25 protein-coding genes are annotated in these 21,946 nt (G+C 32.7%); 11 read left to right on the plus strand and 14 right to left on the minus strand.

The window, feature by feature from the left end; genetic code table 11:
• Positions 1 to 21: 21 nt before the first annotated feature.
• Both M0M44_RS14020 and M0M44_RS14025 read right to left on the minus strand, forming a co-directional pair.
• Positions 22 to 690 (minus strand): ZIP family metal transporter, encoded by a 669-nt coding sequence (locus tag M0M44_RS14020; RefSeq protein ID WP_248726212.1) that lies wholly within the window; start codon positions 688 to 690, stop codon positions 22 to 24.
• Positions 691 to 763: 73 nt separating this feature from the next.
• On the minus strand, positions 764 to 1,528 hold the full coding sequence (locus M0M44_RS14025) for a class I SAM-dependent methyltransferase (protein WP_248726213.1): 765 nt from the start codon (positions 1,526 to 1,528) through the stop codon (positions 764 to 766).
• A gap of 137 nt (positions 1,529 to 1,665) precedes the next feature.
• Here M0M44_RS14025 and M0M44_RS14030 point away from each other — a divergent pair, with 137 nt between their 5' ends.
• The 3 genes from M0M44_RS14030 (at position 1,666) to M0M44_RS14040 (ending at position 3,961) form a co-directional block, all read left to right on the plus strand.
• On the plus strand, positions 1,666 to 2,829 hold the full coding sequence (locus tag M0M44_RS14030; RefSeq protein WP_248726214.1) for a THUMP domain-containing class I SAM-dependent RNA methyltransferase: 1,164 nt from the start codon (positions 1,666 to 1,668) through the stop codon (positions 2,827 to 2,829).
• A 190-nt stretch (positions 2,830 to 3,019) separates the two neighbouring features.
• Entirely contained in the window at positions 3,020 to 3,256 is a 237-nt protein-coding gene (locus tag M0M44_RS14035; RefSeq protein ID WP_095930948.1) for a hypothetical protein, read from the plus strand.
• Positions 3,257 to 3,268: 12 nt separating this feature from the next.
• Positions 3,269 to 3,961, plus strand: coding sequence for an aspartate/glutamate racemase family protein (locus M0M44_RS14040; protein WP_248726215.1), 693 nt, complete (start codon positions 3,269 to 3,271; stop codon positions 3,959 to 3,961).
• A 106-nt stretch (positions 3,962 to 4,067) separates the two neighbouring features.
• On the opposite strand, the gene M0M44_RS14045 is transcribed toward M0M44_RS14040, so the two are convergent.
• Genes M0M44_RS14045 through rlmD form a run of 3 tightly spaced genes read right to left on the minus strand, consistent with a single transcriptional unit; the run spans position 4,068 to position 6,841 of the window.
• Entirely contained in the window at positions 4,068 to 4,913 is an 846-nt protein-coding gene (locus M0M44_RS14045; RefSeq protein ID WP_248726216.1) for a DUF6048 family protein, read from the minus strand.
• Positions 4,885 to 5,421: a DUF6452 family protein gene (locus tag M0M44_RS14050; protein WP_248726217.1), complete on the minus strand. Its 537-nt coding sequence runs from the start codon at positions 5,419 to 5,421 to the stop codon at positions 4,885 to 4,887. The genes M0M44_RS14045 and M0M44_RS14050 overlap by 29 nt, the downstream gene beginning before the upstream one ends.
• Before the next feature lie 7 nt (positions 5,422 to 5,428).
• Positions 5,429 to 6,841: a 23S rRNA (uracil(1939)-C(5))-methyltransferase RlmD gene (rlmD, locus tag M0M44_RS14055; RefSeq protein ID WP_248726218.1), complete on the minus strand. Its 1,413-nt coding sequence runs from the start codon at positions 6,839 to 6,841 to the stop codon at positions 5,429 to 5,431.
• Positions 6,842 to 7,171: 330 nt separating this feature from the next.
• Between rlmD and M0M44_RS14060 the strand changes: the two genes are divergently transcribed.
• Complete coding sequence (locus tag M0M44_RS14060) at positions 7,172 to 8,047, plus strand: sensor histidine kinase (protein ID WP_248726219.1); 876 nt, start codon at positions 7,172 to 7,174, stop codon at positions 8,045 to 8,047.
• Positions 8,048 to 8,112: 65 nt separating this feature from the next.
• Here the strand turns inward: M0M44_RS14060 and M0M44_RS14065 are convergent, their stop codons facing one another.
• The 3 genes from M0M44_RS14065 to epsC all read right to left on the minus strand — a co-directional run bounded on the left by M0M44_RS14065 (position 8,113) and on the right by epsC (position 10,934).
• Entirely contained in the window at positions 8,113 to 9,099 is a 987-nt protein-coding gene (locus tag M0M44_RS14065) for an aldo/keto reductase (protein ID WP_248726220.1), read from the minus strand.
• A gap of 154 nt (positions 9,100 to 9,253) precedes the next feature.
• Complete coding sequence (gene cysM, locus M0M44_RS14070) at positions 9,254 to 10,141, minus strand: cysteine synthase CysM (RefSeq protein WP_248726221.1); 888 nt, start codon at positions 10,139 to 10,141, stop codon at positions 9,254 to 9,256.
• A gap of 1 nt (position 10,142) precedes the next feature.
• Positions 10,143 to 10,934 carry a serine O-acetyltransferase EpsC gene (gene epsC, locus M0M44_RS14075; RefSeq protein WP_095930983.1) on the minus strand — a complete coding sequence of 264 codons (792 nt, stop codon included), beginning with the start codon at positions 10,932 to 10,934 and terminating at the stop codon, positions 10,143 to 10,145.
• 190 nt (positions 10,935 to 11,124) lie between these two features.
• On the opposite strand from epsC, the gene M0M44_RS14080 reads away from it, so the two are divergent.
• On the plus strand, positions 11,125 to 11,826 hold the full coding sequence (locus tag M0M44_RS14080) for a DUF1003 domain-containing protein (protein ID WP_248726222.1): 702 nt from the start codon (positions 11,125 to 11,127) through the stop codon (positions 11,824 to 11,826).
• A 132-nt stretch (positions 11,827 to 11,958) separates the two neighbouring features.
• Here M0M44_RS14080 and M0M44_RS14085 read toward each other — a convergent pair whose 3' ends face one another.
• A complete protein-coding gene (locus M0M44_RS14085) occupies positions 11,959 to 12,243 on the minus strand; it encodes a DUF2752 domain-containing protein (RefSeq protein ID WP_248726223.1) in 285 nt (94 codons plus the stop codon).
• A gap of 108 nt (positions 12,244 to 12,351) precedes the next feature.
• Between M0M44_RS14085 and M0M44_RS14090 the strand changes: the two genes are divergently transcribed.
• Together M0M44_RS14090 and M0M44_RS14095 are read left to right on the plus strand one after the other, a co-directional pair.
• Positions 12,352 to 12,525, plus strand: a complete 174-nt coding sequence (locus M0M44_RS14090; protein ID WP_008462622.1) for a hypothetical protein — start codon at positions 12,352 to 12,354, stop codon at positions 12,523 to 12,525.
• 1 nt (position 12,526) lies between these two features.
• A complete protein-coding gene (locus tag M0M44_RS14095) occupies positions 12,527 to 13,078 on the plus strand; it encodes a Smr/MutS family protein (protein WP_248726224.1) in 552 nt (183 codons plus the stop codon).
• Between the two features lie 135 nt (positions 13,079 to 13,213).
• On the opposite strand, the gene M0M44_RS14100 is transcribed toward M0M44_RS14095, so the two are convergent.
• Positions 13,214 to 14,221 carry a hypothetical protein gene (locus M0M44_RS14100; RefSeq protein WP_248726225.1) on the minus strand — a complete coding sequence of 336 codons (1,008 nt, stop codon included), beginning with the start codon at positions 14,219 to 14,221 and terminating at the stop codon, positions 13,214 to 13,216.
• Positions 14,222 to 14,308: 87 nt separating this feature from the next.
• On the opposite strand from M0M44_RS14100, the gene M0M44_RS14105 reads away from it, so the two are divergent.
• Entirely contained in the window at positions 14,309 to 15,433 is a 1,125-nt protein-coding gene (locus tag M0M44_RS14105) for a cysteine desulfurase family protein (RefSeq protein ID WP_248726226.1), read from the plus strand.
• A gap of 279 nt (positions 15,434 to 15,712) precedes the next feature.
• On the opposite strand, the gene M0M44_RS14110 is transcribed toward M0M44_RS14105, so the two are convergent.
• On the minus strand, positions 15,713 to 16,273 hold the full coding sequence (locus tag M0M44_RS14110; protein ID WP_248726227.1) for an L-threonylcarbamoyladenylate synthase: 561 nt from the start codon (positions 16,271 to 16,273) through the stop codon (positions 15,713 to 15,715).
• A gap of 175 nt (positions 16,274 to 16,448) precedes the next feature.
• On the opposite strand from M0M44_RS14110, the gene M0M44_RS14115 reads away from it, so the two are divergent.
• Positions 16,449 to 17,234, plus strand: a complete 786-nt coding sequence (locus tag M0M44_RS14115; RefSeq protein WP_248726228.1) for a DUF5672 family protein — start codon at positions 16,449 to 16,451, stop codon at positions 17,232 to 17,234.
• Here M0M44_RS14115 and M0M44_RS14120 read toward each other — a convergent pair.
• The gene (locus tag M0M44_RS14120) at positions 17,231 to 18,328 is read right to left on the minus strand and encodes a glycosyltransferase family 4 protein (protein ID WP_248726229.1); all 1,098 of its coding nucleotides are present in this window, start codon (positions 18,326 to 18,328) and stop codon (positions 17,231 to 17,233) included. The genes M0M44_RS14115 and M0M44_RS14120 overlap by 4 nt on opposite strands.
• Positions 18,329 to 18,447: 119 nt before the next feature.
• Here M0M44_RS14120 and M0M44_RS14125 point away from each other — a divergent pair, with 119 nt between their 5' ends.
• Complete coding sequence (locus tag M0M44_RS14125) at positions 18,448 to 19,212, plus strand: Kdo domain containing protein (RefSeq protein ID WP_248726230.1); 765 nt, start codon at positions 18,448 to 18,450, stop codon at positions 19,210 to 19,212.
• On the opposite strand, the gene M0M44_RS14130 is transcribed toward M0M44_RS14125, so the two are convergent.
• Together M0M44_RS14130 and M0M44_RS14135 are read right to left on the minus strand one after the other, a co-directional pair.
• On the minus strand, positions 19,193 to 19,963 hold the full coding sequence (locus M0M44_RS14130) for a glycosyltransferase family 2 protein (protein ID WP_248726231.1): 771 nt from the start codon (positions 19,961 to 19,963) through the stop codon (positions 19,193 to 19,195). The genes M0M44_RS14125 and M0M44_RS14130 overlap by 20 nt on opposite strands.
• An 18-nt stretch (positions 19,964 to 19,981) precedes the next feature.
• Entirely contained in the window at positions 19,982 to 21,046 is a 1,065-nt protein-coding gene (locus tag M0M44_RS14135) for a glycosyltransferase family 9 protein (protein WP_248726232.1), read from the minus strand.
• A gap of 126 nt (positions 21,047 to 21,172) precedes the next feature.
• On the opposite strand from M0M44_RS14135, the gene M0M44_RS14140 reads away from it, so the two are divergent.
• Entirely contained in the window at positions 21,173 to 21,919 is a 747-nt protein-coding gene (locus M0M44_RS14140; protein WP_248730007.1) for a glycosyltransferase family 2 protein, read from the plus strand.
• The last annotated feature ends 27 nt before the right edge of the window (positions 21,920 to 21,946 follow it).

Raw genomic sequence — 21,946 nt, forward strand, 5'->3', positions numbered from 1 at the left:
ACACATTATCGAAGTAATTTGTTATAAAAAGAATGCTAGTAAAATTCCGAGAACGATCATCGAAACTTTGGCGATATTAAATTTATGCCCTTCGCTGCTTTCAAAAATGATTGTTGAGGAGATGTGGAATAAAATTCCAATTACAATTGCTGTTATTTCGGTGTAATATTTACTTAAAAACGGTAAATATTCTGAAGCTACAGTTCCAAGTGGCGTCATGAGGGCAAAGGTCAGCATGAAGGCAAAAATGGCTTTTTTGTTTAAATCTGCATTAATGAAAAATGTTGTTAAGATAACCGCAATTGGCAGATGATGAATGGCAATTCCTACTGCTAAACCATGATGATGGCTTACTGGAAACCCTTCTAAAAAAGCGTGAATGCAAAGGCTGATAAATAAAAGCCATGGAATTTGAGACATTTTTGCATGTCCGTGAACGTGTCCGTGTTCGGCACCTTTTGAAAAAAATTCAAGTACGATCTGGAATAAAATTCCGACCATTATAAAGATTCCGATATTATGATTGTGCGATTCGTAAACATCGGGAAGAAGATGCATTACGGTTAACGACAATAAAAAAGAACCGCTAAATGCGAGTAATAATTTTAAATTATTTTTGTTTTCTGGTTTTATAAATAAAGCCACGCTATATCCTAAAAGTACAGAAAATAAGGGTAGTAAATAGTTCATTTGTATTTGTTTAACCGTTTGATCGTTTTTCGCTTACCGATTAAACGGTTTAGCAAATAAACGATTAACCAATTTACTTAAAAATCATGATTAATCTTTCGCTTTCGGTTTTGTGGAATTTTTTGAGTTTATAATCCCCAAAAATATCCAAAAGAAAGATTCCGGCTTCATCCATTAAATCTTGAAAGTCTTTCAAAGTTAATGCTTTTACTTTTTCTGTAAAATGATATTTTCTGCCTTGGTCTTCAAAATCAATTTCTTTAAAAATATGTCCGTCTTCAACATATCTTTTGATATGAAAATCTATTTCGTCGACTGTTTTCACTTCTTCAGGAACAAGATTTTCAATAACGTTTGGTACATTCATGAAATCGATAACGGCAAAACCATATTCCGATAAGCTTTCTTTAATTGCTTTTAAAGTGGTCAAATTGTCTTCGTCGCTTTCAAAATAGCCAAAACTCGTAAAAAGATTAAAAATAGCATCAAACTTTTCTTCAAAAGGCTCACGCATATCGTGCACTTTAAAATGCAGGGTTTCATTGCTGTTTTTGCTAGCTTCGGCTATGCTGTTTTCAGACAAATCTGCGCCTAAAACATCGTAGCCTAATTGATTCAAATAAATAGAATGACGGCCTTTTCCGCAAGCTAAATCCAAAACTTTTGCTTTCTCAGGCAAGTTAAGATAATGCGTTAAATTGTCCATGAAAACCTGAGCTTCACGATAATTACGATCCTTGTAAAGAATATGATAATATGGCGTGTCAAACCACGAAGAATACCAGTTTTGATTGTCATCTTCTTGATTTTGGATTGGTGCGTTATGTTTTTCAGACATTTATTCTATTTCAATTAATTCAAAAGTCCGGCAAATTTAGTGTATTTTTGCCGAAAAATAACTATTTCGCTACGATACGTATTTATAACAGTATAATAAAATGTTATAGCGATTGGCTTTTTTTAATTGAAAAAGAAATGGAAGAAAATTTTAAAATGATTGCCAAATGTTTTTTTGGCTTTGAAGAAATATTAGAAAAAGAATTACGCACACTTGGCGCTCAAGATGTTGAAAAAGGTGTGAGAATGGTGAGCTTTAAAGGAGACAAAGGTTTTATGTACAAAGCCAATTTGTCTTTGCGGACTGCGCTTAAAGTCCTAAAACCAATTTATTCTTTTCGAGCTAACAATGAGCAGGCTCTGTACAAAGGGATTTTGGGGATAAATTGGTCTAAATACTTAAATGCGAATCAGACTTTTGTGATTGATAGTACTGTGCATTCGACTTATTTCAATCATTCTGAATTTATTTCTCAGAAATGTAAAGATGCGATTGTAGATCAGTTTAGAGAAAGAACGGGACAGCGTCCAAGTATTGATAAACAGCATCCAGATTTGCGCATAAATATTCATATTGACAAAGATCAGGTTTCGGTTTCTTTAGATACTTCTGGAGCTTCGCTTCATCAGCGTGGTTACAGAACTGCTACGAATATCGCGCCTATAAATGAGGTTTTAGCAGCTGGAATTCTTTTATTGTCTGGTTGGGATGGACAAAGTGATTTCTTGGATCCTATGTGTGGTTCTGGAACTTTCTTGGCAGAAGCGGCTATGATTGCCTGCAATATTCCAGCAAACATTAACAGAAAGGAGTTTGCTTTTGAAAAATGGAAAGATTGGGATAATGATTTGTTTGATACAATTGTTGATAGTTTAATGAAAAAAACAAGAGAGTTTCATTATACAATTAAAGGTTTTGATAAAGCGCCAAGTGCTGTAAGCAAAGCTAAAGACAATATTAGAAACGCTAATTTAGAAGATTATATTAAAGTTTACGAAGAGAACTTTTTTGATACAGAAAAAGAAACAGAAGGAAAACTACATATTGTTTTCAACCCGCCTTATGATGAGCGTTTAGATATTCATATGGAAAGATTCTACGCCAGCATTGGAGATACCTTAAAGAAGAATTATCCAGGAACAAACGCTTGGTTTATTACAGCCAACCTTGAAGCCTTAAAATTTGTCGGATTAAAACCTTCAAGAAAAATCAAACTTTTTAACGGAAGTCTTGAAGCACGTTTGGTAAAATACGAAATGTACGAAGGAAGTAAGAGAACTAAATTTCAAGTTTCTGAATAGGTACAGAGTTGCAAAGGTTCAAAGGGACTAAGTGAAATTCTTTGTCGCTTAGAAAATTTAAACTTTAACTGAAAAAATATTAAAAATATAATTTGATTACTAGTTCAAACAAGTAAAGCTTTAATAGAGCAAAGAAAAAAAACTCTGTCTCTTTTAACCTTTGCAGCTTTGAACCTTAAAAAATAAAAAAATGTCAAAACTACAACTACGCGCTTTTTTATACCAATTGGCTGCTTTTGCAATTTTATTTCTTTTATTTAGATATTTGATTGCTGCTTATACGGGATTAACTGGAATCTGGATTCCGATGACGGCATTTGTAATTGGAACCATTATTGGGCCTAAATTCCAAGCTGTGAGAACTAAAGATGGTGAAAAGCTTTTTATGAAATGGCTTTTTATAAAAGGAATTAAAGAAATCGGATAATTTGAAAAATATATGAGGAAAATTGGACTTATTGGCGGAATCAGCTGGGTTTCTACATCTGATTATTATACTTTAATTAATAAAGGAATTAATGAAAAACTCGGCGGACTAAATTTCTCTGAATGTCTAATCTACTCTTTTAATTATGCCGATATTAAAAAGAATAACGATGCTAACGACTGGGATTCGACTTTTAATATGCTTCTAAAAGCGGCGGAAGTTTTAAAATCGGGCGGGGCAGAAGCTATTGTTTTATGTGCCAATACGATGCATTTAATAGCAGATAAACTGCAGCAAGCCATTGGACTTCCTCTTATTCATATTGCTGAAGAAACAGCAGTTGAAATTCAGAAAAAAGAGCTAAAAAAAGTAGGTTTGCTGGGAACAAAATTCACAATGGAATTGGATTTCTTTAAAGATAAACTTGCTCAGAAAGGAATTGAAGCGATAATTCCTGTAAGCGAAGAAGTTAAAGATTTTATTCATTATACCATTTTTGAAGAGTTGGGAAGAGGAATTGCAACCGAAGAAACGAAAAAGCGTTATCTTGAAATTGCAAATGAATTAATCAAAAATGGAGCAGAAGGAATTATTTTAGGATGTACTGAAATTCCGCTGGTAATAAAAGAAGGAGATTTAAGTGTTCCTGTTTTTGATACTACTTTAATACATACACAAGCGGCAATTAATTTCCAGTTATCGTAAGTCTAGTTTCTAAGGATCTTAACATTAAAAAAAGAGGCAAATTCAAAAATTGAATTTGCCTCTTTTTTTAACTTAGTATCTCAGAATCTTAGCAACTTTGAAAAACCTATTTTTTCTTCTTAGGTTCTTCTTTTTTCACTGTTTCAGATGCCATTGTTTTTTTCTTGTAAATCGGAATAAAGTAAGAAACGGTATAATTGAAACCAATTCCAAAACTTCCATCATAAGTTCTGTTAAAACCTGGAATATACAGGTTTTCAAAATTATTTGGTTCTTTATTAGAAGTCAGAAGTTTAAGCTGAACACCGAAACCAACAAATACGTTTTTCACAACTTGGGCTTTTAATCCTAATGCAACTTCGATCCAAGTAGCTGTAAGTCCGCTATATTTATTGTCTGTTGCTATTGGAGGTAGTTCTCCCCAATACGGATTCGGGTTATAGATCTTATAGCTATGCAATTCTTGTGCAAAACTACTAAATCCGCCACGCATTCCTATCGTGATAAGGTTTTCCATATCAAGCCAGTTTTGATAAAAATTATAGTCAAAACCTGCTTTTATATAGGTTCCATTAGCAGAAGAAGTTAAACGGTCATCTTCTGTAGTTTTATCTTCGTATCCTAATTCTGCCGCTAAGAAATACTTTTTGGTTAATCGCCAGTCTCCAACAAATTCTACTCCTTTATAATCTTTGTCATAAAGGCCACGAGTAAGTTTGTACAAATCGACACCAACACGAAGTCCGTAACGGTCTGTTTTTACAACGCTATCTTTTGGAGCTTGAGCTTCCTGAATTTCTGGTTTTGCCGTTTTTACAGTTTCTGTTTTTGGCTTTTTAGTCGCTACTGTGTCTTTCAGATTTTTAGAAATCTCAGGAACATCCTGCGCATAACCTAAAAACATTGAAAACAATAATGAAAGACTAGAAATAAACTTTAATGTGTGTTTCATTTTCAGATTCAATGTTAGGGTTTTCTAAATCAACTTCGGTCATCCAAAAGGTATCTCCATCTGGATCAGTATGTACAAAAGGCAGAATATTTTTTAGCTGAAAAATAGTTTTAAAGCCACAAGCTCTCGAAACATATACATTTTGTGTGTTATAGTTGAATTTAATAACATCAGTATTGATTGCTGTGGTGCTTAAAGAGCTGTAAATAAACTTAAAGGTTGCTGTAGTATCATTAACCTTTAACGGAATTGATACAGTACTTCCGTTAGTTACATATCTCAATGGATCATCTTCTGCAAGACTTTCATTAAAAACAATCCCTTCTTCCATTTCGTCACCAATAACTTTTAAGTTGGTAACATTTTTTGTTTTAGTCGGACTAGAAATGTCATAAAATGTCATAACCAATCTTGGTGTAGTTGGCGTATTGGCATCGCAGATATCATCTTTCTCGCAGCTAGATAAGCCGAAAGTAAAGAGCACTAAAAGAGAGATTAATTTTTTCATGTATTTTTTATCGAAGTTCTAAAAGTACAACATTTTCAACATGATGCGTCTGCGGAAACATATCTACAGGGCGCACACGAGTTACTTTGTATTTTTCATCCATTAAAGCTAGGTCTCGCGCTTGAGTTGCAGAATTACAGCTTACATAAACCACTCTTTTAGGAGCAATTTTTAAGATTTGCTCGACAACATCTTTATGCATTCCGTCGCGAGGCGGATCTGTAATAATAACGTCCGGTTTTCCGTGCTGTGCAATAAAAGCTTCATTAAAGACTACCTTCATGTCACCAACAAAAAACTCGCAATTTGTAATATTATTGCGTTCTGCATTGGCTTTAGCATCTATAATAGCTTCTGGAACACTTTCTACTCCAATTACTTTTTTTGCTTTTTTAGAAACGAACTGTGCAATGGTTCCGGTTCCTGTATATAAGTCGTAAACCACTTCATTTCCTGTAAGTCCAGCAAAATCGCGTGTTATTTTATATAATTCGTAAGCTTGATCAGAGTTGGTTTGGTAGAATGATTTAGCATTAATACTGAATTTTAAACCTTCCATTTCTTCCAAAATGTAATTTCTTCCTTTGTATAGAATTACATCCTGATCGTAAATTGTATCGTTTGGTTTTCCGTTTACAACATATTGTAATGAAGTAATTTGAGGGAATTTCTCGTATAAATGGTCAAGAATTAATTCTCGATTTTCTTTATCTTCTTCAAAAAACTGAATCAAAACCATGATTTCTCCAGTAGAAACCGTACGAATCATTACCGTTCTTAATAATCCAGAGTGTTCTCTTGGATTAAAAAAAGCTAAGTTATGTTCGTTTGCAAAAGCTCTAATTTCATTACGAATGGCATTTGAAGGATCTTCTTGTAAATGACATTTGTTAATGTCCAAAATTTTGTCCCACATTTTAGGAATGTGAAAACCTAAAGCATTTCTGTTCCCTAAATCTTCAGTGCTTCCAATTTCTTTTTCAGTTAACCAACGGCTATTTGAAAAAGAAAACTCCATTTTATTTCTATAAAAAAACTGTTTCTCAGAACCTAAAATATCTTCAAATTCTGGAAGTTCTATTTTTCCTATTCTTTGTAAGTGATTTTTAACTTCATTTTGTTTAAAAGCAAGTTGCTGGCTGTATTTCATATTTTGCCATTTGCAACCTCCGCATACACCAAAATGTTCGCATATTGGCTCTACTCTATATTCAGATAATTCGTGAAATTTTACCGCTTTACCTTCGTAATAAGCTTTTCTTTTTTTTAGTGTTTGTACGTCTACAACATCTCCAGGTACCACATTCGGAATAAAGATAACTTTTCCGTCAGGTGCTTTGGCTACTGAAACCCCTTTTGCACCAGCATCAAGAACTTGAATTTGATGAAAGACAATTTTGTCTGTATTTTTTCTTCCCATAGCGCAAAAATAAGCCTTTGAAAACTTTTACAAATTTAATTTTAGAAAAAATTTAGAAATTCTTCAAAATATTAGTTTAATTGGGGATAAAAGCTAATTTTGTTTTCGTAATAATCCCAATAAAATTACGTATTAACCTGCTATCTTTATCTTTTTATGAAGTTGTATCACAAACTTTCACAAATCAGCTTTCTTAAAAAAAGTTATGCTTTCAAATTTTTATTTGTTGCTTTTATCGGTATCCATATTCCCTTAATCGGAATCTTGTTTTTTGTTCTATTTTTTGAGCATAAAGTATCATCAGCTTCTATTCTCGTTTTTTCCTTAATTATGACTTTGCTGGCAACGGCAATAACGCTTTTGGTTTTAAATAAATTGATAAAGCCAATTGCAACGGCTTCAAAAGCATTGGATGATTACAGAGCTTCAAGAAAAGTGTCTGCGCTGCCAACAGATTATACAGATGAAGCAGGTCTGCTTTTGTGTAATATACAGGAATCTATTAATGAAGCGGAGAATTTTATAAACGAAAAACAGGATTTAGTTTATATGCTTTCACACGATTTAAAAAATTTTGCAGGAAATCCGCAAGGTTTAGCTAAGCTTATTATAAGTGAAGAACCATCAGAATCTGTCAAAAATATGGCCGAGCTAATTTGCGAATCGACTGAACTGCAATTTAGATACATCGAAAATTTTATAAAATTGCTAAAAGAACAGGACGATGTGGTAAAAGTAAGCCAAGAAGTTAAGGCGGTTTTATTTTCAAATATTGTTCCTTTCATTAACGAACAAGTTGAACAACGTTTGTTGGATAAAAATATAAAAATGGATTTGGTTTTAGAATGTAATACAGCGAAACTGAAAATAGATGAAGGACTTTTGGTTCAAGTATTGGTAAATCTAATAAGCAACGCAGTTAAGTTTTCTTATTTTGATAGTGAAATTAAAGTCAGAATCTTTTCTGCAGATTCAAAATTGATTATAACGGTAAAAGATTATGGAATGGGCTTTGATCGAAATCAGATTGAAGAATTATTTAAAAAATTCACCAAATTGAGCCGTCTAGGAACCGCAAACGAAGGTTCTACAGGAATCGGATTGTACTTATGCAAAAAAATCATAGAAAGAAATAAAGGTCGATTGACTGCTTCTAGCGAAGGAAAAAATAAAGGTGCAGAATTTAAGATAGAATTTGACTTATAGATTCTGAAAAAAAATAAGGCTGTAAGATTTTATTCTTTACAGCCTTTTATTTTAATATTAAAGACTTACCAAAGCTGGTGAACAGAGGGTTTGATAAGGTCGATGTAGATTTTATTCATTGCTGAAATCTGCTCTGAAGTTAATTTTGGAGTGTCATAAACTGATAAATTAGACAAAACATGTTCTGTTTTGGATGCTCCAGGAATAATACAGCTTACTTCATTAAAACTCAAAATCCATTGTAAAGCAATTGCAGCTAGATTTTTTGATTCTGGAAACAAAACTTTTAATTCTTCAACAGCTTTTAATCCTAATTCGTAATCAATTCCAGAAAAAGTTTCGCCTTTATCAAACGCTTCTCCGTTACGATTAAAGTTTCGGTGATCCTGAGGGTCAAAAGTTGTTTTTGCATCAAATTTACCTGTTAAAAGTCCACTTGCTAATGGAACTCGGGCAATAATTCCGATATCTTTCTTTTTAGCTTCCTCGAAAAACAATTCAGAAGGTCGCTGACGAAACAAATTGAAAATAATCTGCACCGTTGTTACGTTTGAGTATTCAATGGCTTTTAAAGCTTCTTCGACTTTTTCAACGCTTACGCCCAAATTAAGAATTTTCCCTTGTTCTTTTAGTCTATCAAAAAGTTCAAATATTTCTGGACGATAATAAACTTCAGTCGGTGGACAATGCAGCTGAATTAAGTCAAGCGTTTCTAATCCGGTTCTTTTTAAACTGTCTTCAACAAATTTCTGAAGCACTTTTGGAGTATATCCTTCATTAACATGCGGATTAATCTGGCGCCCGCATTTAGTGGCAACAAAAATACGTTCAGAACGAGAACGAACCACTCTTCCAACGGCAGTCTCGCTTAATCCATTTTCGTAAACGTCGGCAGTATCAATAAAGTTTACGCCATTATCAATAGCAGTATTTAAAAGTTCATCGGCAGTTTTGTCATCAAAACCCGATCCCCATTTTCCGCCAACTTGCCAAGTGCCAAGTGAAATTTCAGATATATTAAAGTTTGTTTTTCCTAGTTTTCTGTAGTTCATTTCTTTTTAAGATTCTAAGGTTCTGAGTTTCTAATATGCTAAGTTTTTTAAGTTTCTGAGATTCTAAGTTTCTAAGATTTTGAGATACAATGTTTTTTAGTTATCCAAAACTTAGAAACTTAGAATCTTAGAACCTTAGCAGCTTAGTATCTTTTTAGTCAAATAAATCCGAAGACAAATAACGATCGCCTCGATCGCAGATAACGGCTACGATAACTCCAGATTCTAATTGTTCTGCAATTTTTAAGGCAACTGCAACAGAACCTCCGCTGCTCATACCTGCAAAAACACCTTCTTCTAGAGCTAATCTTTTGGTCATGGCTCTTGCTTCTTCTTCGCTCACATCTACAACGGTATCAACTTTAGAAGCATCAAATATTTTAGGAAGATATTCTTGTGGCCATTTACGGATTCCAGGAATCTGAGAACCATCGCTTGGCTGTGCACCAACAATCTGAACGTTTGGATTTTTTTCTTTCAAATAAGTAGAAGTACCAATAATAGTTCCTGTTGTTCCCATTGCTGAAACGAAATGCGTTACTGTTCCGTCAGTATCATTCCAAATTTCAGGCCCTGTTGTTTTGTAATGCGCTTTCCAGTTATCATCATTAGCAAACTGGTTAAGCATTAAATAGCCACCTTGCGCTACTTTTTTATCTGCATAATCTCTAGATCCAATAATTCCTTCGCTTGCAGGCGTAAGAATAACTGTCGCGCCATAAGCACGCATAGTTTGAGTACGTTCTTTGGTAGAATCTTCGGGTAAAACCAGTTCGATTTCAATGCCAAATAATTGAGCAATCATAGCAAGTGCAATGCCAGTGTTTCCGCTGGTTGCTTCAATTAATTTATCTCCTTTTTTGATATCTCCTCTTTCTAATGCTGCAGCAATCATGTTGTATGCGGCTCTATCTTTTACACTTCCTCCAGGATTGTTTCCTTCTAGTTTCAGTAAAAGTTTTACATTTTTATTTTTCACTAGATTGACCGTTTCCATCAAAGGAGTATTGCCAATTAGATTTAATAATTTATATGAATTCATGTTATTTTTTTTCTTTTATTTTAACGTCAGTAGTAGTGGTGTTTAAAACGATAGAGTCTTCTGGAATAGATTTGGTAACCCATGCATTTCCACCAACAACACTGTTTTTTCCTATTACAGTTTCTCCACCCAGAATTGTTGCATTGGCATAAATGCAGACATTCGCTTCAACGGTCGGGTGTCTTTTTGCGTTTTTCATGTCTTTGCTTACGCTTAATGCGCCAAGCGTAACACCTTGATAGATTTTTACATGTTTTTTGATAACGGTAGTTTCACCAATTACAATACCGGTTGCGTGATCGATAAAAAAGGGCGATGCAATATCGGCTCCTGCGTGAATATCTGTTCCTGTAATTCTATGGGCGTATTCGCTCATTAATCGAGAAAACAACAATAAATCGAGATGATATAATTCGTGACTTAGTCTATAAATTGCGATGGCATAAAAGCCAGGATACCCCAAGTATACTTCATCGATGCTGTTTGATGCAGGATCGTTTTCTAGAATATATTCGGCATCTTGATTTAGTTTTTCTAAAACTCCAGGAAGTTTCTCTAAAAAGCGATCCCAGATAGATTCGCATAAATTTTGAGGTTTTTTACAAGCCAAAACCGCAATTTCTTTAAAGCGAAACTCTAGTTCATCAATGCTTTCGTCAAGCGCTGCATTTGAATCAAAAAGCGTATAAAAAAGCTTTTCAGTAAAGTCTTCTGTTTTGGTTTTAATACCGTAATTTATGTGTGAGTGGCTCTTTAAAGCTCTTATATTTTGTATGATATTGTCTTTTGTCACAATGGTAAAAATGAATGAATAATTTTGGAACGTTAAAAGTAAGGTGTTTTTTGGAAATAAAGTCACGATTTAACTAAAGAAATTTTGTTTAGAAAGTTGTATTTGTGATAAAAAAACAATTCTAAGCACTTCTTTTTTATGCATTTCATACGAAGTTAATTGCGTAAATTAGCTTTCAAAACATATCAAAATGAAAAACAATAAAACATTTAAAAGTGCAATTTCTGGGCTTTCTTTTAGCGAAAACGAAAAGATCTGCGGGAAATCAATTCACGATCCTATTCTTGGGTTAATCAAAAAAGAATTTCCTGATTTTAATGATGACGATTGTATTGCCGTAAATGAATTAAATGTGTACCGCCAACAATATATTTCCAATTATCTTTCGACAGAAATAGGAGCGCTATCGGCAATGGAGAAAAGCGTTATTTCTTCCTTAAAGCAAGATAAATCTATTGTGAGTATTGTCGAAGACGAAGAAGAAGTAAGGAATTTAGGGCAGAGAGTGGCCGACGGAGTAGCTGATTTTGGAGGAAGTTGGACTTTTATTATTTCTTTTGTCATTTTTATTGTCATCTGGATCAGCTCAAATGTTTATATACTTTCCAATAAAGGTTTTGATCCGTATCCTTTTATTCTTCTAAATTTAATTCTTTCCTGTGTGGCAGCATTGCAGGCGCCTGTAATTATGATGAGTCAAAATCGCCAAGAAGAAAAAGATAGAAACCGAGCTAAAAAAGATTACATGATTAATCTAAAATCAGAATTGGAAATTAGAATGATTCACGATAAAATTGATCATATGATCATGCATCAGCAACAAGAATTAATCGAAATCCAAAAAGTACAAATTGAGATGATGAATGATATTTTGGATCAGATTAAGAAATAAAGGTTCTTAAAATTCCAATTTTTTAAAATCCCAAATCCCAAAAAAGAGCGAAGCGATTTTTTAGAAAATCTAAAATCTAAAATCTAAAATCTAAAATCTAAAATCTAAAATCTAAAATCTAAAATCTAAAATCTAAAAATAAAAGTGTTTGAAGTAATAGCCACCAAGCATAAAAATAAAATTAACCACGGCAATGTTCCAAACGATTTTTTTGTAATTTCTAGATTTATCTAAGAAATGAAACGCGATAAAAAGGAAGAGCAAGAGGCAAGTATAAATGGCTGGATACATTTTAAAAGCTGCTAAAAAATCACCTTGAAAAAGTAAGAATAGAGAGCGCTGAAATCCGCACCCCAAACAGTCATAACCAAAGAAGGTTTTGAATAGGCAAGGGATCATGTATTTCTCTAAGCTCATGGTGAATCTTTTTTGCAATTTTACTAAAAAAATATGAGAAACGTTTGGAGTGGTATAGAACTAGTACTTGAAAGTTTTATACTTTTGAAATCTTAAAATAAAGAAAGGATGAAAACTTTTAAAATTATAATAATGATTCTTGCGATTTCGGTTGCCTTATACGAACAGGTTTCGGAAGAAAAAAATATCTATATCATGATTGCTGCAATTGTAGTTTTCATGTTCGGAATGATGCAGCTTAGTGCTAAGACACCAAGTAAAAATAACGATAAAGAAGAGTAGGATGCTGGTAAAAGGAGATAAGGTTTCTGTACTTGATGAAGCCATAAACGGAACGGTAATTTCGGTGAAAAATAATGAGATTTTGATTGAAACTGAGGATGGATTTATGATGACATTTTTAGTCAATGAATTAATTAAGATTCAAGAAACCAGTGATTTAATGAATTCTATTAAAAGAATTGATTTAGATGAAATTTCCAAAGAGAAAACAGAACCAAAACCGAGAAGTTTTGTAAAAGAAAAGAAAGATAAACGCGATTTTGGTGTTCCGGAATTCGATTTACATATCGAAAAATTGGTTCCTAATAAACGTGGAATGTCCAACTATGATATTTTGACGTTGCAGACTGAAACGGCAAAAAGGCATATCGAATTTGCGATTAGAAATCGCATTCCGAAAATCGTTTTTATTCATGGTGTGGGAGAAGGAATTTTGAAAGCGGAACTTGATTTTTTATTGGGCCGCTATGATGGAATTGATTTCCAGGATGCCAATTATCAGAAATATGGACTTGGAGCAACCGAAATTTATATCAGGCAAAACAATAAATAAAACCACTTTTTTTAAGCCAAAAGATGAATTGCAAAGCATAAAAAAAACGTCTATTTTTTGAAAAGATTTATATTTAAATCAAGACAAAAAACAGACGTTTTTTTGTAAGAATTATTTTTTATAATAAATATGCTTTTAGTTGGTTGCTTGTCTTTCAATTTTTCCAAGAACGAAACTGCTTCCAAGTTTAAAACTACTTTTGCCTTTTGTTAAAATTACATTTTTAAGCACAATGGTGTGGGTGTACACTTGACCTAATGCATTAGGTGATACAGTGGTGGTTACTTCAATAATTCCGCTTGTGTTAGCTATACCCAGCTGGCCTGTCCATGTTTCATCAATTGCAGGAGAACTTGGTTGTACTTTAGCACAAATGAAAGCAGGTGTAATAGATCCAGTTTCTGCTAATGCAGTTCTATAAAATACTTTGTTTTGCGTTGCCGTTATTAAACTTGTGCGTGGCTGATTACTAGCTGTTACTTCGTTGACAAGTAGCGCAGGATCAATATCATCAATTGATAAGTAGAATGTGTTGTTGTAGTTGTATACTCTAGCAACTTCATCGCATTCATAAGCCGAACCATTTGGATTGGTTTTGAAAGTCAAATCAGCTTTAGTTATATTCGTGTTGTATGTTCCGAACTTAAATTCTGCTTCAGTTTGGTTTCCGGCTGGTTTTGCAAATGTTATATTTCTAAAAATAATACTATGTTCGTAACCTCTTATTCTTGTGCTTCCGTCAGTTGCACTTGTATCTACTAGCTGAGTTGTTGCGATTTCAATCAAACCTTCAACGGCATTCCATTCTTCAGTTACTTTTGGAGTGGTAGGAGGTATTGCGCCACAAATATTATCTTTTGCTACAGTTCCATCATAAGCTCTATAAACTACACGGTATGATCCTTTTCCATTTGCGTCAATAGTATACGTGTAAGTTCCTTGATCATTAATGATTGCTCCCTGAGGCAATTGAAGCAAAAGCGCTTCCTGAGATTTTAGTTTATAAATTAAAGTATTTGTTAACGGATCGCAGGCTGACGATTCCTTTACATCAGCAAAATCTATTTCGTCTACAGTCAAATCTCCATCATCGCATCCATTCAAGAAAAGAGCAAATAATAGGAGGGCAGCATATTTTTTCATCGTAAAATTTATTTGGGTCAAAAATAGTGAAAAAATTGCCAAATGATATTTAAGATTTGACAATTGATATTTCTTAACTTTGAAGCAATGAAAAAAGTATATCTAGATAATGCCTCAACAACTGCCATGCGTCCTGAAGTAATTCAGGAAATGACAAAAATAATGCTTGAGGATTACGGAAACCCATCGTCTACACACAGCTTCGGTCGAAACGGTAAGACCATATTAGAACTTTCTAGAAAAAGCATAGCAAAACACTTAAATTGCACTGCTCAAGAAATAATTTTTACGTCTGGCGGAACTGAAGCCGACAACTGGATTTTGCGCTCTGCCGTTGAAGACTTGAAGGTGGAGAGAATTATTACTTCAAAAGTTGAACATCATGCTGTTTTGCATACTGTTTGGGCGCTTCAGGAAGAATACAATATTCAAGTTGATTATGTTAAGGTAAATGCAGACGGTAGTTTAGACCTTACACATTTGTCTAATTTATTGGCTGAAGAAAAAAAGACTTTGGTTAGTTTAATGCATGTCAATAACGAAACGGGGACAATTTTAGATTTAGATCGTGTAAGTTTGATTTGCAAGCAGTATAGCGCTTTATTTCATTCAGATACAGTTCAGTCTATTGGGAAAACGGAAATCGATCTGCAAAAGACTCCTATTGATTTTATTTTGGCGAGTGCACATAAGTTTCATGGGCCAAAAGGCATCGGATTTGCTTTTATTCGAAAAAATTCTGGTTTACAGCCTTTACTTTTTGGAGGAGAACAAGAAAAAGGTCTTCGTGCAGGAACCGAAGCGGTACATCAAATTGCTGGAATGGCAAAAGCTTTGTCTATTTCGTATGAAAAATTAGAAGAAGAAAGGCTTTATATTTTAGGTTTAAAAAATTATCTAATAGAACAATTAGAAATTCATTTTCCAAATTTTAGGATTAACGGAAAAAAAGAAGATTTCTATAATATTATCAATATCATTCTGCCTTTTTCATCAGATAAAACTTCGATGCTACTTTTTAGTTTAGATATGAAAGGAATTGCAGTGTCTAGAGGAAGCGCTTGCCAGTCTGGAAGTATTAAACCTTCGCACGTTTTAAACGAAATGCTTTCGGAGACCGATTTAAAATTGCCAAATCTCCGAATTTCATTTAGTCATTATAATACCAAAGAAGATATCGATTGGTTGATTGAGAGTTTGAAAACGGTATAAGTTGCTAAGATGTTAAGGTTCTGAGATTCTAAGTTTCTTTTCGCGGAGTGAGCTAAGAATTACGCAAAGGTCACTAAGATTTTTTAGAGCCATTAAAATGGAAAAGTTCGCAAAGCTTGTTTTGATAAAGCTTTGCGAACTTTTTTAAACTCTATTCAGATTCTCAATAATAACTTTTTTGCGGCCTTTTCGGTAAAAACTACACTCAAAGTTTTTTCAAAAACTTGAAACCTGAAACTTGAAACCTGAAACTTGAAACCTGAAACTTGAAACAAAAAACTATTTGCGAATTACTTTTACCTGAGAATCTTTGGTTAGTTTAATTATCGTAGACGATTTCCCGTTTATTTTGTCTTGGTTTAATTTTACAACATAATCAACACCGTTAATAATTTCTGGACTAATGTCCTTAAAAGCTATTGGTGTTGGTTGTCCAGAAATATTAGCAGAAGTAGAAACCAAAGGTTTTTTCATTCTCTCCATCAATTTGTAGCAGAAAGGTTCTTTTACCAATCTAACACCTAGTGATTTATCTGCAGCAATAATATTTGAAGCAACGTTTCTGGCATCATCAAGAATTAAAGTAGTTGGTTTCTCCGATAAATCCCAGATTTGCCATGCAACTTCAGGAATGTCTTTAAATACATTATACAACATCTTTTCGCCATTCATTAAAACAATCATGCTTTGTGTTTCTGCACGCTGTTTTAATTTATAGATTTTAGCAACAGCTTCTGGGTTCGTAGCGTCGCAGCCAATTCCCCAAACTGTATCTGTTGGATACAAAATGATGCCGCCTTCCTTAATTACTTCGTATGCGTTGATTATTTCTTCGTTCATTATAAATGGAATATGTAAAGTGCAAAATTAATTTTTTTATTTGGTAAAAAAATCAAATTTACTTTGCAATAATTAAGTTTTTGTAATTTATAAGATTATTTTTGCTGTTAAAGTTAGAATGTCCAAATAGCAAAAAATCCAAATTGTAAGCAGTTTTGCTTTCACCAAAAACCGTATGAATAAAGTATTAGCAAAAGTAGTTATTCCTGTATACAAGGAATATTTTGGAGAATTAGAAGAAAAATCATTTTTGCAAGGCTGCAGAATCTTAAAAGATTATGAAATTGTAATTGTGCATCCAGAAGGGTTAAATTGTTCTTATTTGACTGAAAAATGCAAGAATTTAACTTTCAAAAGTTTTTCTAAACATCATTTTGCTACTATAGATGGTTATAATGAGCTTTTGCTATTGCCAGAATTTTACGAGCCTTTTTTAGACTCAGAATATATGTTGATTTATCAGCTCGATGCATTCGTTTTTAGAAATGAATTAGCAGAATGGTGCCAGAAAGGTTACGATTATATTGGTGCTCCTTGGATTGCAACTCCTGTAGATACTTTCGGAAAGAAAATATTGAACGCAATTACTAAAAATTTCAGATCGGCAAAGAAAAAAGAGCGCGAACAGATTTTTTATAAAGTTGGTAATGGCGGATTTTCATTGCGTAAAGTGGCTTCGCATTTTGCTATTGCAAAAGAAAAAAGTCAATTTATATCAGACTTTTTAAAAGCAGATAAAAAGCCAATTTATGCTACAGAGGACGTTTTTTGGTCTTTAAAGGCTCCCGAATTTGATTCAAATTTTAGAATTCCAGATTATAAAGAAGGTGTACTTTTTGCTATAGATAGAAAACCAGAAATTGCTATGAAAATAGCAGGAAATAAGCTTCCTTTTGGTTGCCATGCCATTAACAAACCTAAAGTGAATAAGTTCTGGAAACCAATTTTAGATCAATATTAATTTAAGCTTTTGTAAAAATCATAATAGTTTTTTTGCAATATACTGAGATTATGATTTTGATTAACGAGCTGAAAAGCATTAGTTTTTATTTTTTCCTGTAAAGCTATGTTGTTTATAATTTTTAGTACGCTATTAGATAACGTTTCGGTGTCTTTTAAATCGGCTAGAAATCCCGTTTCTCCGTTTGTAATAACTTCTGGTGTTCCACCGGCTTTAGTGCATACAACAGGAATTTTACAGGCAAAAGCTTCATAAATTGTTAATGGAAGCCCTTCAGTTATAGAAGTTAATAGAAAAACATTAAATTCTGGAAGTAAATCGGCAGTATTACGATATCCAGTAAAAAATAAATCATGCTCTAAATCATTTGTGATAGCATAATTTAGTAGCTCTTCTTTAAGAGGGCCATCTCCGATTACAATGAATTTTATGGAATCAGAAGTATTGGTTTTTAGCTTAATTAATTTAGCGGTGTCTATAAAAGTGTGTATGTCTTTTTGACTTGTAAGAGCGGCTATATTTCCCACTATTTTGGTTTCTGGGGCAAAATTAAATTCTTTATGAAGAAGATTTTGATTGGTTTGTTGAGCAAATTTTTCAACATCGATAGCGTCATAAATTGTTATAAGACGGCTTTTGTCTACAATTTTTTCGAAAATAGCTTCAACAGCCTTAGAAACACATATAATTTTATGAATTCTAGAGTGTGAATATTTATATCTGTTTAAAAATTTGTCTTTAATTTTATTGTTTCTTTTTCTGCTAAATATTAAAGTAATTGATTTATTTAAAAATTTTAAAGCAATAAGCGCAGCAGTTAACGAAGAGGAATCATGTATATGCAATACGGTTATTGATTCTTTTTTGCAAATCTTAATGATAGCTAAAATAAGACTAAATAATTTGAATCGATTTGTTTTATAAGTAAAAAAAATAGCATTGTCATTTTTGCAGATGGCCGCTAAAACAGCATTATCTGGACATAAAATATATTGTTTTAGATCAGTTTTATCAGCTAATAGTTTGTAGATTGTATACATTTGCGAATCGCCGCCTCGAAACTCACTCATCGAGGTAACATTTAATATTTTCATTATTTTAAATTTTCGCAAATATATAAGAAAAGGACTACTTTTTAAAAATATTCTTCCCTTTTTTTATTTCTATGAAAGCATTTAGCTATTTTTGAATTTTAAAAGTATAGAGACCCATTATGTCATTTGAAATAAGTAAAAAATTTAAGTCCGAAGAAAACTCAATACAACAAATTATCAGCAGTTTTGACTCTTCTGGTGAACTTTTTGGAAATGGAGATCGAAATAAAATAAAATTATTTGATCTAAATGGGAAGATTGTAAATGTGAAATCTTTCAAGATTCCTCATTTTATTAATAAAATAGCATATAAATATTTTAGAAAATCAAAAGCTAAAAGATCTTTCGAATATGCAAATAAGCTTATGGAATTAGGTATTGGAACACCAGAACCTATCGCATTTGTAGAATTTTCGTCTTTATTAGGTTTAGAAAATAGTTATTATGTAAGTGAGCATCTTTTGTGTGACTTGACCTATAGGGAGCTTGTAGAAGTGCCTGATTATCCAGATCGTGATAATATTCTAAGACAATTTACCAAATTCAGTTTTGATCTTCATGAAAAAGGAATCGAATTTTTAGATCATTCGCCAGGAAATACTTTAATAAAAAAGAATGCCAACGGAAATTATGATTTCTTTCTGGTCGATTTGAACAGAATGGAATTTCACAATGAAATGTCTTTTGAAACGCGTATGAAAAACTTATGCCGTTTGACTCCATTAAAAGAAATGGTAGCGACAATGAGTAACGAATATGCTAAATATTATAACGAACCTGAAGAGAAGATTTTCAATACTTTATGGAAAGATACTTCAGATTTTCAAGAGAAGTTTTATCGAAAAAAACGCCTGAAAAAGAAACTTAAATTCTGGAAGAAGTAATTCTTCTTAGTTCTTTATAGCGAACAAAAACGCTGTACGCATTCAGATAACAGATTGTTACACCTTTTCCTCCGTCCAGAAAACCAAATCGGATTATAAATTGGTACAAAAAAGTGTATAGAGGATGAAGAAATAGCAATAGGAAATAAGGTTTTATCCCTTTAGCAAATTTTTCATTGGCTTTAAGAATTCCATAATTGTACATTTTCGATTTATAATCCTCATAAGAAGAGTAAGAGAAATGTATAATTTTATTTTTTAAAGTAGAGATTGGTCCGTTTACAATCAGTTTTTCGTGAACGGTTCTTTCTTCGTTATACCTGCATTTTGATTTGTTAAAAAGCCTAAAAATCTTGTCGGTTTGCCAGCCGCTGAAGTTTAGCTGACGCTCCTTAAACATAAAAATACGATAGATAAAATAAGCGCTTGCTGCGTTTTCAGAATTAATTGCAGTAACGATTTCAGATTTTAAATCGGGTGTTAATCTTTCGTCAGCATCAATAAATAAGATCCACGAGTTTTTGGCTTGATCTAAGGCAAAATTTCGTTGAGAGGTATAATCAATAAATGGATTCTGAATTAATTTTACGTTTTTAAAAGACTCGACAATAGGTACCGTTTTATCGGTACTGTAAGAATCAACAACAATTATTTCATCTGCAAAATCAATGTCTTCAAGAAGTGATTTTATATGATGTTCTTCATTAAGCGTAATAATCAATACTGATAATTTTTGCTTTTCATTATTCATTGGTGATGCTTTGCTTTTTCAATTTTTATACTCCTGAAAATAAGTCTCTAATTTTTTAAGCATAAGTTCCAACGGATATTCAGCATAATATTCAAAAGTGTGTTCTTTTATGTATTGTTCGGTGTGCTTCTCGTAAATCTCAGGTTTTAAGTCCTTTAAATGAATTGAAGCATTTTTTGCTTCATTCTCAAACAACTGCCAAGTTTCTTTTCTAACAGAAGGAGTGAAAATAGAGAAAGTTGGTATTTCTAGTGCTTTGGCCATATTTACAGCTCCTCCCTCGTTGCCTATTAACATTTCGCATTGAGAAAGTATTGCTAAAAACTGACGTAAATCTGTAGCGTACAAATCGAAAACAATATGCTTTTTTGTTTCTTCAGAACAATGGTTATAAACCTCCAAAGCTTCCTCTTTCTGGTTCGGAATATAATTAAAGAGAATAGTAGCGTTTGTTTTTGCTACAGTAAAATCAATAATTTTTGCCATTCCGTCAAGCGGATAGGTTTTGTAGTGCTCACTTCCTAAAATTCCGAACATAATTAGAGGTTTTTGAGGATCAATATTGTAGCTGTTTAAAATGCTTTTTGCTTCTGCAATTTCAGATTCTTTTAAAAAGATTTTTGGTTTTACATTCGTTATCTTTTCAGTAAAAAAAGGTTTAAGGAGCAATAACCTGTTTTCAATGGCCAAGCCATATTCTGATTTTATGGCATCAAAACGTTCGTAACTATAATTGTAAAAGATATTAGAATACCATTTATGATACGAAACTTTATATTTTGCTCCAGAAAAAAACGTAATTAAGCTAGTTCCTAATTTGCTGTAAACGTCTATTACGGCATCATATTTTTTTCTTCGAATCTCAAAAATGAATTTGATGAATCCAAAAGTCGATTTTCGGATTTTATTAGTCACCGGAATAATGTTATCGATATTCGGATTTTCTTTTAGAACATCAATCGAATTTGGATAACACATATAGTCAATTGTAGAGTCAGGAAACTTGCTTTTCAAGTTATTACAAATAATTGTGCTTGTTAAAACGTCTCCAATTCTTTTTTGTTGGATAACTAATATTTTCATCTAGTTTTTTATTCAATTTGAAAGCTAAAGTACAAACTATTTTATGAAGTGCACAAGTGATGACGGTAATAAGATTAAACTAAATTAAAAAGTTATATTTTTGTGGTCAACAAATTAAAAATTATAATGGGAATTAGCGGTTTGGTTATTACTTTCAATGAAGAAAAAAACATTGGGAAATGTATAGATGCCTTATTTAAAGTTTGTGATGAAGTTATTATTGTAGACTCTTTTAGTAAAGATCGTACAGTGGAAATAGCTAAAGAAAAAGGAGCCCAAGTTGTTCAGCAGGCATTTTTAGGAGATGGCCCGCAGCGTACGTATGGTTTGCCTTTTTGTAAAAACGACTGGATTTTAAATCTTGATGCAGATGAATTTTTAGATAAAGATGCTGAAGATTTTATTCTAAAGAAAAAATATTTGGAAGGAAATTACGATGCTATGAGTTTTAGAGTAAAAAACTTTTTGGCCGATAAATTAATTGATTTTTCAGGATGGTATCCAGATCATAAAGTTCGTTTTTTTAATAAACAGACTGCTCATCCTTCAGATTCTAAGGTACATCAGAAAATTGTAGCACAAAACGAGAAAAAGGTTGCCGTACACATTTTACATTATGGCTGGGATTCTCTCGATCAGATTATTGCTAAAAAGAATCAATATTCTGGATGGCATGCGCAGCAATTATATGATCAAGGAAAGCGAATTAATGCCTTTAAACCTGTTTTGAACGGAACTGTAGCTTTTGTTCGATGCTATTTCTTTAAAAAAGGAATCTTCAACGGTCTGGACGGATTGACAATCGCAATGATTCAGGCTTTTTTCTCTTATATGAAATATGCTAAACTTATTAAACTTCAAAAAAATAAATAATAAAAAAAAATCCAAATTCCAGTAATA

The organism is Flavobacterium humidisoli (assembly GCF_023272795.1).
Classification (GTDB): Bacteria; Bacteroidota; Bacteroidia; order Flavobacteriales; family Flavobacteriaceae; genus Flavobacterium; species Flavobacterium humidisoli.